General features: G+C 32.6%; 10 protein-coding genes. All 10 read right to left on the minus strand.

Features of this window, described 5'->3' with window-relative positions:
* Positions 1–165 precede the first annotated feature (165 nt).
* Complete coding sequence (locus tag DBK98_RS23455; RefSeq protein ID WP_232307372.1) at positions 166–462, minus strand: hypothetical protein; 297 nt, start codon at positions 460–462, stop codon at positions 166–168.
* A 243-nt stretch (positions 463–705) separates the two neighbouring features.
* On the minus strand, positions 706–1,272 hold the full coding sequence (locus DBK98_RS23460; protein ID WP_234072676.1) for a competence protein CoiA family protein: 567 nt from the start codon (positions 1,270–1,272) through the stop codon (positions 706–708).
* Positions 1,273–1,771: 499 nt separating this feature from the next.
* Positions 1,772–3,928, minus strand: coding sequence for a DUF1998 domain-containing protein (drmB, locus tag DBK98_RS21365; protein ID WP_032536803.1), 2,157 nt, complete (start codon positions 3,926–3,928; stop codon positions 1,772–1,774).
* A gap of 4 nt (positions 3,929–3,932) precedes the next feature.
* Entirely contained in the window at positions 3,933–7,175 is a 3,243-nt protein-coding gene (locus tag DBK98_RS21370; protein WP_255504391.1) for a helicase-related protein, read from the minus strand.
* A 6-nt stretch (positions 7,176–7,181) separates the two neighbouring features.
* Positions 7,182–7,451 (minus strand): hypothetical protein, encoded by a 270-nt coding sequence (locus DBK98_RS23465; protein WP_255504392.1) that lies wholly within the window; start codon positions 7,449–7,451, stop codon positions 7,182–7,184.
* A gap of 55 nt (positions 7,452–7,506) precedes the next feature.
* Positions 7,507–8,040 (minus strand): hypothetical protein, encoded by a 534-nt coding sequence (locus DBK98_RS23470; protein WP_255504393.1) that lies wholly within the window; start codon positions 8,038–8,040, stop codon positions 7,507–7,509.
* Positions 8,027–10,453 (minus strand): hypothetical protein, encoded by a 2,427-nt coding sequence (locus DBK98_RS21375; protein WP_128900033.1) that lies wholly within the window; start codon positions 10,451–10,453, stop codon positions 8,027–8,029. Before DBK98_RS21375 ends, DBK98_RS23470 begins: the two co-directional genes overlap by 14 nt.
* A gap of 1 nt (position 10,454) precedes the next feature.
* A complete protein-coding gene (locus DBK98_RS21380) occupies positions 10,455–12,206 on the minus strand; it encodes a nuclease-related domain-containing DEAD/DEAH box helicase (protein ID WP_005807952.1) in 1,752 nt (583 codons plus the stop codon).
* Positions 12,207–12,232: 26 nt separating this feature from the next.
* A complete protein-coding gene (locus DBK98_RS21385) occupies positions 12,233–13,627 on the minus strand; it encodes a hypothetical protein (RefSeq protein ID WP_032536623.1) in 1,395 nt (464 codons plus the stop codon).
* Between the two features lies 1 nt (position 13,628).
* On the minus strand, positions 13,629–15,188 hold the full coding sequence (locus DBK98_RS21390; RefSeq protein WP_005807959.1) for an RNA-binding domain-containing protein: 1,560 nt from the start codon (positions 15,186–15,188) through the stop codon (positions 13,629–13,631).
* Between the last annotated feature and the right edge of the window lie 4 nt (positions 15,189–15,192).

Raw genomic sequence — 15,192 nt, forward strand, 5'->3', positions numbered from 1 at the left:
TTTCAAGCATAGCAAGTATTAACAAAATTTCAATCGAGTACTTTATTAATTATAAATACTTTAAGCCTACATTAGAATTATAATGAACTAAAATCCTACACGAAAAACTCAAATTAGCGGGAAAAGAAAAGTTTTGACTTGCAGATAATATTATGTGGTTGGAAATTATTCAAGCTCGGTATACTCCCTATTATTCAAAGAATCAAAATGTTTAAGTTCCCTATTCATTTCATCTTGATTTATCAAGAAAGAAGGACAAGATTTTGCTCTTGCAGTATCATGTTGCTCAAACCGGTCTATTCCTAAATATTTATACAAGCGGCATAGTTTTCCTGAGCCGTCATAGCTATCAACAAAATTTTTACAGTATAAACAATTCTTAATACCAAATCTTTTATACCCTTGATATTTAACCATTTCATATACTCCAAAAGCAACAGGTGTATGAATGCATATTTCCAAAAGAGATTGTTTCCTAACTTTAGCTATATTCTTACACAAAGATGTGTCTTGATAACATTGTGACTTACCGGATGCATATAGAATATAACGAGAAAATTCTATCTCTTGTGTAATATTTTTAGCATTATAGTCCTCCGACTTGAATCCCCAAAACGTTGTTTCACTTATATTTTCAGATTCTATTCCTTCTAGGAGCCTGCTATCACATTTAGAGGATTCAATGAAACCATCATCGACAATTCTTTAAATGTCATTTTCAGATTCAATCTTAACTTCAATAATTTTACCACCATTATGCAATTTAGATACATCACTTGCATGAGTAACAAAGAATTCAATATATATAGGCGCCAATTGAGGCTTCTTAGACGAAAATATTTTCAAATCAGAGCGTCTGTTAATTGAATCATACTGTATTTCTTGTTCACATGAGTCATAAAACTCTTTTAAATTGAATCTTTTATGAGTTGATATATAACAATTTCCATTTCTAACGAATGCACATGTCTTTACATGTGGGCAATATGAACGATACTCAAAACCAACATTAAATACTTCTTTAAATAGAAATGCCTCTTGAACTCTTAATTTTGCCAACTGATGCAACATAGTCTCATATGCATTTTCACAATCTACTCCAGAAGCATGAGCAAAATGATGGACACGTTTCATTCCACCATTTTTCGCTACCAATTTTTCCTTACATGATAGACAATAACAATTGCAAAGCTGCCCTGTGTCAACTTCGTCTATATAGACAAGATTACCAATTGAGTTTAATGCGTATGTTAGTAAACCTTTCCGATGCATAAGCAGTACTTCCTCTAAACCTTTTATTAATTATTTTGCTAATAGTTGTATAGGTAATCACAGATTTTAATGAATATTTTGTGATCGTTAATTATATAGATGGAGTTCTTTATTTTATACCTTCATAATAAATATTTAGTGGCTATTCTAATCCCCAAAAGTAGTATAAAGTTTGAATATATTCCTTATCATAAGATATCGCTACTTTTTCTTACTATCTGGTGTCATAGAGTTCAACTCGCAAGCATTACTCACGAGTTGGACTACATAAATTTTCAACTTGTGTTTTAGCCAACATCAAGAGTTTCATGTTTCAATCATTATTAATTCTTTTCTCTGTATCTATAGCCGTTAAATTTCATTTAGAACATTCTACTACTCAAACAATATACACTTAGCATTCATTGTAGGATTTTATTAATATTTTTACTTATAATACCCTTACTGCACTATCCGTTTTTATATAATATAGCCAATAACGCATTTTAATAAATCATTATTATATACGATATAGTCCTACTAGATTCTTAAAGAATCCGTATTCTTCATCTACTAGAGCTCGTCTGTCTAATCCCATATTCTGATATTCACACGAAGTCTCAGAAACCATGGTACAACCAAAACATGATGCTCTATTTAAGCTATCTTCATTTTCCCAACATAAAGGATCTGAAGAACAATTTACTGCACGTTTCATTGCAGATTCAATAATACTACTAATAAGTCGAGGCTGTCCTTGCCATACAAGGCCTCCCATACTGCCTTCTGCTCCATCTGCTGTATAAATAAGCACGCCACACATTTTGTCTGAGTAATATAGCCGCTCACTCAAACTTGCAGTAGGGTAACCACAAGTAAACTCAAGTTCTTTCATTAACACATGGCTAAATGTATGAAGTAGATAAAATTTAGCTCTTCCGTAAAGAGAAATCTCCTGGTATAAAAATTCTCCTAATGCCCCATTATCAAGTTGACATTTATAATGATCATTTAAATCATTTTCTTCAGCCCACTTTTCAATAGTAGCCATATCAAATGCAAAAAACAAGCCTTCACCATATATTTGATTAGCAGGTAATACATATATGTCAGACGGTATTCCATCAAAAATGGGCTTCATCTCATCACCTGGTGCCACAATCTTCCCACTATCATCAAGTTTAGATGTTGGCATGTTTACTCGACCAAAGCCTAACTGTGTATTTGTAAGAGAAACTGTATTCACCTGTTTAATTGTTTTAAAATATGGCTGTAAAGAGTTAGGAATAATAATTTCATTAAACTCTAATCCTTTAGATTTTCGATTGGGTTCATGAATATCAGTGAGAACTTCAAATTCTGTTAACCGATATGTTGCAACAGGATCATTATCTTCGTCTTCTACAATTAATCCAAGAAACATATTTTTGATATTTTCATAATCAAAATCTGTCAGACTACACTGCCAGTTAAGATTTGCATCCTCAATAAATTCATCACAATCATTATACTTTTTTTTCCAAAATTCTTCTTGAGTCATTTCTGCCCTTCTAGTAACCATTGTATTATATTTCTCAGTTACTTTACTTAACACCATACGAGCCTGATCATTCAGCTGCCCAGGCTTTAATGGAATAAAATCTTTAGGAATATATAAACTACTAAAACCACTTGCATAGTATATGCTATTACTAGTTACCATTGCTACTTGCATCTTAGTCTTTTGGCCAGTAGACAAGCATCGTTCATATGCATTATCTTTGTTAACCCATGGACGTTCACCTCGACAATAAGGTTTAATATTCATTATACCAGCTAATGAAACAGAATAACCGCATTTTGAACATTTTAGTGTGCCCCACGATTCTGCTTGGTTACGAGAATTAAGCCATTTAATATTATGCTTACCTCCACAACTACAATCTTCACAGTCGTAACCAAACAATTCGAAACCTGCATCATCATCCATTTTCTCATGTTTAAGAGACGCACAGAAGAACTTATACCATGGGATATCTGATATATGGCCATTTGGGCAAATAAGAATAAGTGGAACTGGTTTTAATAGACCATATTCTACATCATCATGTAAAACTTCAGCCTTTATTTTTCTATAAGTTTTCTTATTAGGATCGCGTGGAGGAACAAAATATGTCATTTTCCCATCATTACATTTACGAATTTGCCATTCCTTACGCCACTCATTAAGAGGTTTGATTTCAGAATTAGCAGAAATGAACCACTGAGGAAAATTAATAGCAGGGATATAAAACATATCTTCGCCTAATTCAGTTCCAAATCGCGCTTTAATAGATTCATAAAGTGGATTACCTTTACGTTGTATTTGATTAAATGAATTCAGTTGAATATGAGGTATTGCAACAAAACATTTTAATTGGGTAAACCCTTTTTTCACATTTAAAAAATCCACAAAACGCGGATCTTCAATCAATTCAACACCACATTCTTCTTGAATTTTTTGGATATTTAATGTTTGTGATTGTATCTCCTTTATTTTATTTGATACCACCTCCACAAATTTCCAGTTATTAATACTTAATGGCATAATAAAACCGCCCCACTTGGTAGTAATAATAGATCCTACACCTGCAGCAGTAGACAAGATTTTATACTTGCCCATAGATTGATTATATTGATTCTCTTTACGTATATCCATAATATTATTTATTTAAAATGTGAAGGACAGCTTCAGGTTCAACTAATCTTAATGCGGATGGTACTATCCATTTGCTAGCAGCTTTTTGCTCCGAATAATCATCTGTAGAAACTAACAGAGATACCTCTTCAGCACCTTTTCGCCCAGCTGCATAATAGACTAGAGAATCACCATATTGTTCTGCTTTATTTACCCATTGGTCAAGACTTATATCTATCCATTCATATATGTAAGATAATTGCTCTTTTGTTATGATTTCGTGCTCTAGTGCATGTAATGTAGAATCAAGAGCCTGAGTCCTTGCGTAACGATTCTCAAAATACTTTTTCAGCTCAGATTTTAATTCTGTTGCGATTGGAATGGACATTTTATTTGCATCTTTGCGATCAGCAAGATTCTTGTATAAATGTCTAATTATAGTAGCCATATATAAAGGCATATACTTTTCTACAGCCTTTGGTGAAAAAGGAGTGATGGAGATTGGCTCAACATAATAATATAACTTTTCATGAAATTCTCTAAACTTTTCAAAATGAGACATATCTCGAGAACGAAAAGGATTATGTAACGTTAAGACTAATCCTTCCTTATCACGTGCGACACGAGAGCTTGCTTGAATGTACTCAGCGATATTTCTAGGCATAGAATTAATTATGATTGTATTAAAACGGCTTACATCAAGTCCCACTGATATCATATTTGTTGCTAAAATATAATCAGCAGGAAGAATTGCACTATTATATATATTTGTTTCACCTTCTTTTAAATATGGCAATCGCTTATTAGGATCCCATTTTATTGTTTGTACTTTTGTTAATTCTTTTACTGCATCACCACCAGATAAACGACCAGTCAACTCAGTCTTAGAGAATACTTCGTTATATGCATAAAAACATTCCAACATATCAGTAAATCGAAGTACTCGTTTAAATAAACGACGAGTATACTTAGTAAATTCAAGATAGAATTGAGCATCAGTCTTTCCTACCTCTTTTAATGAGTTGAAATAAGAAATTATCGAATAATAATAGTCTGCAGCCTCTATAAATGACTTATCATTAATCTCTAACAATGCTTTATTTTTACGTTCATATAGTGCTCGATGTACAAATAAAATTGCAGCTAAACGCATTTGAGTAGTCATCTGAGTACGTCCAGTAGGCATTATACCAATATATTTGCGTTTAGAAACGTACGACCAATTATCATTTTCTCCTTGTTTATCCCTTTTATAGAAAGCAAAAAACGAGTCATCATAATCTATTCCATTTTTAGGAAAGATACAAATATCCCGATCATATAGAGCTCGCACTTGAAAACTGGTATTACGTGTGGTAGCTGTTGATGATATAATCTTAGGACGAATCACAAGCCCATCCTGCCTTTTGTATGAACACAACTGATCAATAGCTGCTTCAAACAAACTTACTGCAGAACCCAATGGACCTAATAACAAATGTAATTCATCTTGAATAATCAAATCTGGTGGATTGCATCCTGTCCCATTTCCGAATAAACGTCTAGAATCTGCACACGCTTCATTTACATTAACTCGGCGTGCAAGTTGAGCAAATTTATCTACAGTCCCAAATAGTAATGTTGGCGGCTCTTCATATATATGGTCATCACAAAGTCTGATAGGCAGATAGTTTCGTTTTCCATATGTACATTTTTTGTTACTACATCCAAAATAATAATGATCAACAGATACTTCTTTCTCTCTAAGCAAAGAGCCACACCAAGGACAACGATCTAGTGGTATTTGTCCATGTCCTCCATCAGAAACCCAGTTTTTTCGAATTTCTTCAGCTAGATTTTTATAATGATTAGGCAATGAACTTTCTCCAACAAATAGGCCAATAGAAATTTCTTTATCTCCTAAATTGTATTTATCCCATTTCCTAATCTGTTCTAATGCAAGAATAAGTCGTAACGCACGTTGAAATTGTTGAGTTGTAAGTAAGCGTAATGTATAGCGCATTATTGCAGCAACGCCATCGCCAGCTCCATTTTTAAGCAACAATCTACGATTTATTATGACTAATGCAATTATACCCAAATAAGACTCTGTCTTACCTCCACCGGTTGGAAACCATACAAGATCTACTAATTCATTGCGTTTTTCCCATTTTGGATCACACTTACTTTGGAAAATTCCATCAAGATTAAGCAAAATAAACGCAAGCTGGAAAGGTCGCCATGCAGCTACAACTCCAGGAAAAATTGTAGTATCTAGCGCTTTATCTTTATAATATTCAAAACTTAAAGTTTTTTCATCCTTTAAGACTTGTTCTTGATTATTACTTTTACTATGCCAAAGCTGCATAAACATAGCAGTATTCATTAATCGAAAAATCTTCATCTTATCAGGATTTGTCAAGAATTCATCAATATTATTCTTTATTCTCTGATAGTCCTTCTCACATTTAGTAATATTCTCTCGTCCAATCGAGTTGCCAGCAGCATCTAATTGCTTTATCCATATTTGATATGAATCAGCAAATTTACGAAGGCCTTCAACAATCTCAGTATCTGTATTAGAAGAAAGGACAGAAAGCCACTTAAATTGAAGATATTGATTATCTTCTACGTATTTCTTTGGTAAGAATTTGTTAGTCTTTTCATCAAAAACGTGTTTAGTCTTATCTCGTGGTTCTGGTTCTACATCAGGTGTTTCAACAGACGGCATAAACTCTGAACAAACGTGTATTATTCCATTATTATCATTGTACCAATTTGCAGAACAGATGTGGCCAATAGCATAATCTTCAATATTACGATAAAGATACTGCAAACTGCTTACTTCACAATCATCAAGTTCTGGATTTATTTCGTTTCTATATGGTATAATTTCAGAACTTGAGACGTCAATTTTAACTCCAAAAAATGTTAACTCATTAACCTTCTCTGCAACAATAGAATAGTAATGCTTAGTATCAACCTTAACCTTAGTAGAGTCATTAGCAAGCATTACTTTTAAATATGTCTTACCATTGATTCCCTTATAAATCTGTAACCATATGGACAAAGAAGCTTCGACTTCAGGAGTAAGAGTATACTCTACTATTCCTTTTGTAACACCTTCTTTAGGGGGGATTATGATCTTTCTCTTCCCTGATTCAAAATCAAAAGCAAATGCTGATAAATCAATTTCTTTACAAAAGTTTGTTCCTACCCAGAACCCGAATCCTTTAGAATCACATATGGATAGTATATCTTCAAAATAAGATAAAAAAAAAAGTTTCATATTGTTCTATTTTTTTGCAATACGAACTTTATTTTCTGCAACCTTATCCGGACTCAAATATTCACCTTCTCTGTTTACGTATTTTAGGGATTTAAATAGTCGTTCTTTATATGCACTTAAAAATTTGTTTTTATCTTGGAAAGAGCTATCTGTATAAATTGAATCATATTCTCCATTAGGATTTTTAGCTATAATTGAACAAAAATATTTATTAAGTTCTCGCATTTTATCGCGAAAATCCTTCAAGTCCTGTGCTTTATTTATAACTTTTAACAAACTTATTTTTTGTCTTGGTATCTGAAATACTGAGAAAATAAATCTTTACATTTTTCTATAGAATATACTTTCTCAAAAAAAAAAAATCATAATCTTCTATATTTACATATAAACGTGTTTTCTCAGATAACTTTCTATAATAACGTCCTGAAATTGTTATTTTAGTACTCGAAGTTAAAGATTTAATGTTTCTAACACAACAAGATATACCTATTCTATCAGGGAATCTACGACTTAGCGAATTAATATCTTCATCCTCTTCTTGATTTCCTAAATCCCTCATGTCATCTCCTTGTTCGTCCGAATCCTCATCTGATAAATTTTCATCACCAATATTTTCATCACCAATATTTCCATCGTCGTTCATTTCGTATTTTCGATCAGACATAAGTAATGACTGATTATCTTTTCGTGGGAAAAGAATACCTGTACTATAAATAGAGCCTGGCGTTGTATTAAGTACTTCACATACAAGTTCTTTCTCATTTTCATTAGAAACATATACTCCAAAATTATTTCCGCAACCACCTGGACCTATTAACTGTTCCTGAATGAAAGATTCCAATGAATTTCTTTTATCTTTGATCATAACTTATGGATTTAATTAGTCTAAAATTTATAGTGCCGTCTTTTATAAGATCTAAAATAATCTTAATATCATTTTCACTACCAATATTAAGATAATCAAGAACTTCATTACTTAACTCTTTATAGGCTTTCTTCATGTCAGTTTCAAGTAAACAGTGAATTAAAAATGTCCTGAAAATTACATTTTTACCTTCAGTATTTGTACTTATTCTTGACTTTCTATGTCTTAACATTCGAGTATATAATCCCTCTATTTGAAGATATTCTTCAATCACTCTCTTTTGCATACGTCTACTACGAGGAAGTACTGAATTTTCAGATGTGTCTAACCATCGTTTAAATGAAATAAATTGTATCCTTTCAGCTGGAAGAAGTGGTTTCATTATATCATTATAAACAACTTGTTCTCCATATTGTGCTACTCGATGCCCTAAAAGGATCTTCCACATTTCTCGGCTTGATAGTTTCTCTTCATCAGTTAAGCAATACTTTGGATTATTTCGTATCATTAATTCACCTTCACCTGCTCTACGTTCCTCATTATCAAGAAGATCTTCAAGTGATTGATAAAAATCTGTCAATGGTTGAATTGAAATAACTGTTGGGTCTTCAAAATCACGTAAAACATCTAGAATTGTACAAATTGAAATTTCATCCATATATTTACATAAAACAAAATCATATTCATCTAACACTTTATGCTGACGTGGTCCAAATGAAACTTTCACTCTGTTTTGTTCAACTCCTGATTGCCTGTCACGAACATTTTGTTCATCTTCATCTTCTTTGGGCTCAATACCTATTTTTATCGGTTTATCAGGAAGCTGTATACCGTTTTTCACGTATCTAACACGATAGTTTGAATTTAGAAGTAATCTTAATTGTTCTTTATAGCGATAAGAATACCAACTATAACGAGGATCAAATACAATCTTATTATTTATTTGTAGAACACTTTGTCCAGGATTAAGATGATACTGATCAAAAGAGTTTGGATATATTGCCCAACTCCGTCCCGTACAATGATTAAGCATTGATAGAACAAGGATCTTTTGTTCATGTATTGAATTTAAGAAAACTAAGCCATCTTTATGAGCTTTAAAATTCTTAAATGTATAAAAATTAACCGAAGATGCACCACATTTAGACTGTAAGAAGAATTTTAATTGTTTTTTATAATACACATCTATGTTGTAATCCAAAACTACTGCAATCTCATGGAATTTTATCCAGTTATATAAGATTTCTGTAAGTTCTGTTTTGTACTCATTATGAATAAGTTGTAAAAAATAATCTGTATACTCTTCATTTACCTCAGAATTAAGGTTTAGAATCTCCTCCTTTATCTTTGATAAACTTTGATCTGTAAAACAAATCGCCAATTCATTCCGTAGTTTTACTTCATGAGCAATATCTTGAATCATGAAATCAAATGTATTCTTTATTTGGTATTCTTCTGCATTTATTTCACATCCTAATTCATAGAAATCAATACATGGTTCTTGACGTTCAAATAAGTAATCCATTTCTGCTTTTGTGAATGATATAAAATCACGCGTTTCAGCAAATTTTTCACGTTGCCAGCGTTCTACTAGACTGTGTTTATTTTCGTATATCCTCTGTAGTCTATAAGGTTTTTGCGAAAATAAAAATGCTATAACATTATGAATACCAGCATCATAGTCTTCATTATATTCTTTAATTGTTGAGCGTTGCATTTTCATACATAATTGAATGTTACGCCCATCAATATTTTTCTGAAGAAAAAGGAATATATGGGGGATTTTAAACCTCCCATCATTTTTTTCTATTTTTTTATATACTTCATCCTCATCTCCATTTAAAATAATTAGAGATTTTTCTGTTGAAAAAGAATCTCCAACTACATCTTGAATAAAATGATAATGTCCTTTAGTCTTTAATGAGAGATTATATTCATCAGATAAAGTACGACTATAAAAGAAACATTTCTCATTTGCGTTGGAAGGCATATCTAAAATGTCATCTGTTAAGTATTTTGCAACATCCCGTTTAAATCTAAAATGTTTAGAACATGCTTCACGCTCCTTTTTATTAACTTTTTCTGGCAAATATATAAATGGCTTTGACTTATATGAGGAAAGTATATTTGTACGAGTGCTTTTACCCCAAAGTAACGACATCTTTAATGCAACAAATTCCTCACATAACATCTGAGCCCAATCTTCACATAATGGGAAATATACTATAGGCATTTTGACATCATCACTATATTCCACTTCTCTGTTAATGTAATAATCAATAATATTATTCAGAACACACAATAACTTTCTACCTTCTTTAGTATGTAAATTAAGAGAAGATAGTATATTCAAAAGAGCCTTGAATTCAGGGCCTTCCTGTTTTGCTGTTTTTATAAAGTTGTCGTGTAACATATTAGTTAGATTTAAGAATAATAATGTCCAAATTCATGATTGCCCGTGTCATACCGACATAAATTTCGAATAGAAAATTATCCCATGAACTCTTGATCTTTGAAGCTGGGATAACAAGTATTATATTGTTATCCTCTAAACCCTTATATTTAAGTATCGTTGTAAAGGCTAACAATTCCTTAGACTTCCTTTCTATAGTTTTTTCAGATAAAACTTCAAGAAATGACTCCATTTCTGCTATTATATCATATACTGAATCATCATCTTCATTTTCTTTATATTTAAAATCAGAATGTATCAGCAATGTTGTAGAAGAAATTTCTCCGCAATATTGAAATAGATGTTTGGTGTGTTCTTTAATAGCTTTCTTTACTTCTCTTACATTATCATGGAAAGATATTGTAAGTCCTGCTATATCATTTCCTTTAAGAGAATCTAAATATAACTCAAAAGCTTCCTGGCAATGTTCAACTGACAATACTTTATTGGCATATTCTACAATAAGTTTATTTGTAGGAACACGTTTGTTCTCATCAAGTATGAAGCATGCTGCGTATTTTGCTATTTTATTAATATTTTCATTCAAATTTCGACTAACATTATTATATCCTTGTTCAAGATCATAAAATACTAGATATCGTCCTTGTTTAAGACCATTGTGTTGTGAACTTAATAGTTCATTGAGCACAATATCAACACCTTTATCAATGACATCTTGCGCTTCATCAATAATAATATAGTCATAATCTACCTTAGTAATTTTACTGAGTTCTTTGCTTAAAAGTTTGTAAACATCATATTGGCTATTCTCACTTTTAATATTAAGTTCTATATTTGTTATTTCCTTGATATAATTATTGAATGTTTTGACAGTACATGAACTTAATCGTTCTTTATCTAAATCAAGCCGAACCTTACTTGCTAGCAGTCCTGTCCAACATAGATATAAACCCTTAAGACCACTATGTCTTTTAATAAATGCTTTAGCCATAGTGGTTTTTCCTGTTCCTGGTCCACCCTCAATTAATATTCTAGGATTTTTTCTCAAACCTTCTAGAATACTTAGATTGTCAATCTGTAACCAATCCAAAACTTCGCGAAGCGAAGTTAGTGAATATTTATAACGATCTTCAATTGATGGAGCAAGTGAGTTTACAATAGACTGTAATTCTGTCTTTGATATTATACGTTTAGAGCGTTTATTTTTACGAATTACACTTAAACAGAAGTCTGCAAAAGAATTATCACTATCTTGATCTAACTTATTCCAAAGTTTATGAGAAAGGTTGATTTGAGAAGAGTCACGTGATATGTCAAGAGTACTATGAGGGAAAGCACATACATAATCAACAAATATTTGATCCTTATTTAATATCCCATTATTTAACAATGCCCATTTATAATCATGAGCTTGCTTAAATGGTGTTCTACTCATTTCCCTTAAGACCCCTTTATAGCTATAATAAAAGAACCCTCTTATCAACTCAATTATACCACCTTTAACTTCAACAATAATTGCACCTTCTTGGCATATAAGGAGAAAATCAATCTGTATTTCATTTTGACCTCCATATGGTATGTTGAAAGTTTTATCATACCACATATACCATGTCAAAGGACTTGCTTCACAATCTCGTACAATACGTTCATACATATCTTTTTCTCCCTGAAGTACATTACCACTATTGTAATTAATACCAATAGTAGAGTCAATTAGAAGAGTATCTTTATGAGATTTAATAATGATTGCCATATTGTTGTGAGTTATTTATAATTTGATTACTTCCAAAGATTTTCGTCTACAAGTTCGGACATTGAATAGTTAAACATGTCTATCAATTCTGCCCTATGATTAGGAAACATTTCTAGAACTTTTATTAGAGACTTTAATGATAAACACATTTTGACTCTATCGTAATATCCATCTCTTATATCTTGTTCAAATTCATCGAATGTTTTTAGCTTTGGCCGTGTAGTTATTTTTAATGTCTTTTCTTCCCAATAAGATTGATTTCTATAACAAAATTGCCAAAAAGACATTTTTTTGTAAAACTGCTGCTGGTTACACCATCTGGCAATTTGGACATAAAAATTTGATACTGGGGCATTATGATAGTCTTCATGCCTCATCACATATCCAACACATCCATATTGCATGAGTATTTTAATTCTTTGAAATAATTCCCAAATGTCTTTATAAAATATATCTACTTTTGTTGGAGACTGTTTAAAACCACAAAACAAATAGAACTTTGTACCTTTCTTTGGATTGTAACGTTTCCAGATTTTAAGTGATTTTTCAATTATCTCATGATCTTTCCAATTATCAAAAGCAAAAATAAAATCACCATGATAACGCGACCGTGATAACATTTCTGCCATTTCTTCGCCATAAGGACTTTCTGCTAACATGCGTTCATCAAGACCTTGCCGGAATTGAAATGGGCGTTTAGTCTCTATAAGTTGCTTCAGTAGTGGTCTCCAAATAGATGGGTCAGAAGCAAGAAAATTGTCATCCCATAAATAGATATATGGCCGAACAAGTTTTCCGTTTTTATCTTTCTCATCATCCAAGAACCATTGTAATTTAGAATATGGTAATATACAATTCTCTAGTTTATTAACACAGAATGGACAATGTCTTACACAACCACGGGTTAAAAAACCTATTGAATATTTTTGATAATCTTTAAATTTTTCTCGTTTCAAACCTTTCTTAACTTGTTGATTAATAAATTGATCATATAAATGATAGTAAGGCATCTGACGAGACATGCTAATCCCATACTCTTTACCTCCATGAAAGTTTCTAAGTGTATTTAGGAATTCATCATGTTCTAATTGGTTCATATCTTTTTCACGTTTTCTACGATATTCCATTACACTTACTTCATTGGCATAAAATCCAGTTCCTCCACATTTAAACTTCTTTTCTTCCGGTGTTCCTTTTGATCGTATATATAGTTCTGGTAATTTGGTAAACGTAAAGACACAAGACAAATATATTCTTGTATAATGTAAAGTATTTGCCTGAGGATCAAGAATTAATTCAAATGGAATTCCATTATCATGGAAAAATCCTGCCAATTTTAGTAATACAAGATTTGGGTGACGCGTACCATTATCAAGTAGATCCGCATCAATTAGTCCTATTATTTCTTGTTTTTTTGACATATTATTCATTCATTGATTTTATAAAGGCTTTGCCTTTCTCTGTCAATACATAACCGCCTGTTTTACGCGAACCTTGATACTCAATCAAATTAAGATCTTCTGAAATAAGTTGCTTAAGGATTCTATCAATAGTAGGCATTGATATTTTTATTGCATCATGCAAGTCTTTTCTTTTAGCTATTCCTAGTTCTGAAATCTTTAACAGGACACTTTTTATCTTATCATTTATCTTATCATTTATCTTATCATCATCTGAGGAAATAAAATCATCCCCAATCAAGACTCTATCACCAAAACCTTCTCTACAAGGAATCTCAATCAAGAAATAACTTCTCTCTTCATTTGTCTCAATCACAGCAGGAGCAGAGCCATTTCTTCTTAATTCGTCTTGTATGGTTGGGATACCGGTTCCTCTACCTTCGGACAACTGAAGTTCTTTGAGATAATCGCCCAAACGACGATTACGGTAGCGGCGTGACTTCAGACGTTCAGCCTTTTGGATAGCATCAATGCTGATGGAACGGTCCGGACCGGCATAACTAAGAATAGAAATCTTATCTGGCTCAATCGTAATCTCAACCGGTTCTCGTTCTTGATAATCTCTATGATACAAAGCATTAACGACTGCCTCTTCAATTGCTTGATAAGGATAGTTGAAGAAGATTATAGATTCAGCCTTGTCTTTCTGCTTAATGATACGTTTCTTGATAACATTCGTTTTGATATAGTCCAATGCCTGTTTTATCATATCGGGAACAGGGCCAACAATCTTTGGAACCTCAATCATGTTATTGGGATTCTTAATGCAGCCCTCGGGAAAGATAACAATATCTACTTGTGTTGTCGGGAAAAATTTGGCAGGATTCTTACAGAACATCATAGCGGCCACATTCTTGACTAGTTGACGTTCAACGGGCCCTACCAGCAGGTCCATTTGCGACAACAACTCGAACAGGGACAGCTTTTCGAAATCAGCAACCAAACGACTGTTGACTGTTTGCAAGTAATCCAGAACCAAGGCTCTTGAAATATCTGTTATCTCTATACTCTCATTACCCCTTTCATCAAATGGAGTACGATTCGCCATCTCACGCAATTCATCCAAGACTTCACCTCTCGCCTCAATAGTATTGGTTCCACTACGAACATACCACTTACATGGCGACTGATTACTTGCTGTAACTCGTTCACGTACATTATAAGGACGGTTCACTCCAGCTGGCACCCAAATAAGCAAAACGTATTTCCCGTCAATCTCCTGCACGTCGATTCGTGGCAAATAGAATGGCTCAATCTTATGATTGAACCCAACCATATCACGTTGTATCTTATCAAGTTCCTCTATAGGAACACCTGTCACTGGCCGTTTTGCGATACCTGTGTTTTCTTCTTCTTGAACACCTACGATGATGTATCCTCCGCCAATGTTATCAAAATCATTAGCGAAAGCACAGATGGTACGATAAATTTTATCTGGATTCCACCCTGTCTTAAACTCAATACGGGTGGATTCTATTTTACGCTTATGAAGCAAGTCTTCTATGTTTACCGGAATAGCCATCTTG

Source organism: Bacteroides sp. PHL 2737 (assembly GCF_004115325.2).
GTDB classification, from domain to species: domain Bacteria; phylum Bacteroidota; class Bacteroidia; order Bacteroidales; family Bacteroidaceae; genus Bacteroides; species Bacteroides hominis.

Bases quoted from the DNA above. Each gene is read 5' to 3' on its own strand.
- DBK98_RS23460 (WP_234072676.1), bottom strand. From the start codon at position 1,272: ATGCATCGGAAAGGTTTACTAACATACGCATTAAACTCAATTGGTAAT.
- drmB (WP_032536803.1), bottom strand. From the start codon at position 3,928: ATGGATATACGTAAAGAGAATCAATATAATCAATCTATGGGCAAGTAT.
- DBK98_RS21370 (WP_255504391.1), bottom strand. From the start codon at position 7,175: ATGAAACTTTTTTTTTTATCTTATTTTGAAGATATACTATCCATATGT.
- DBK98_RS23470 (WP_255504393.1), bottom strand. From the start codon at position 8,040: ATGATCAAAGATAAAAGAAATTCATTGGAATCTTTCATTCAGGAACAG.
- DBK98_RS21375 (WP_128900033.1), bottom strand. From the start codon at position 10,453: ATGTTACACGACAACTTTATAAAAACAGCAAAACAGGAAGGCCCTGAA.
- DBK98_RS21380 (WP_005807952.1), bottom strand. From the start codon at position 12,206: ATGGCAATCATTATTAAATCTCATAAAGATACTCTTCTAATTGACTCT.
- DBK98_RS21385 (WP_032536623.1), bottom strand. From the start codon at position 13,627: ATGTCAAAAAAACAAGAAATAATAGGACTAATTGATGCGGATCTACTT.
- DBK98_RS21390 (WP_005807959.1), bottom strand. From the start codon at position 15,188: ATGGCTATTCCGGTAAACATAGAAGACTTGCTTCATAAGCGTAAAATA.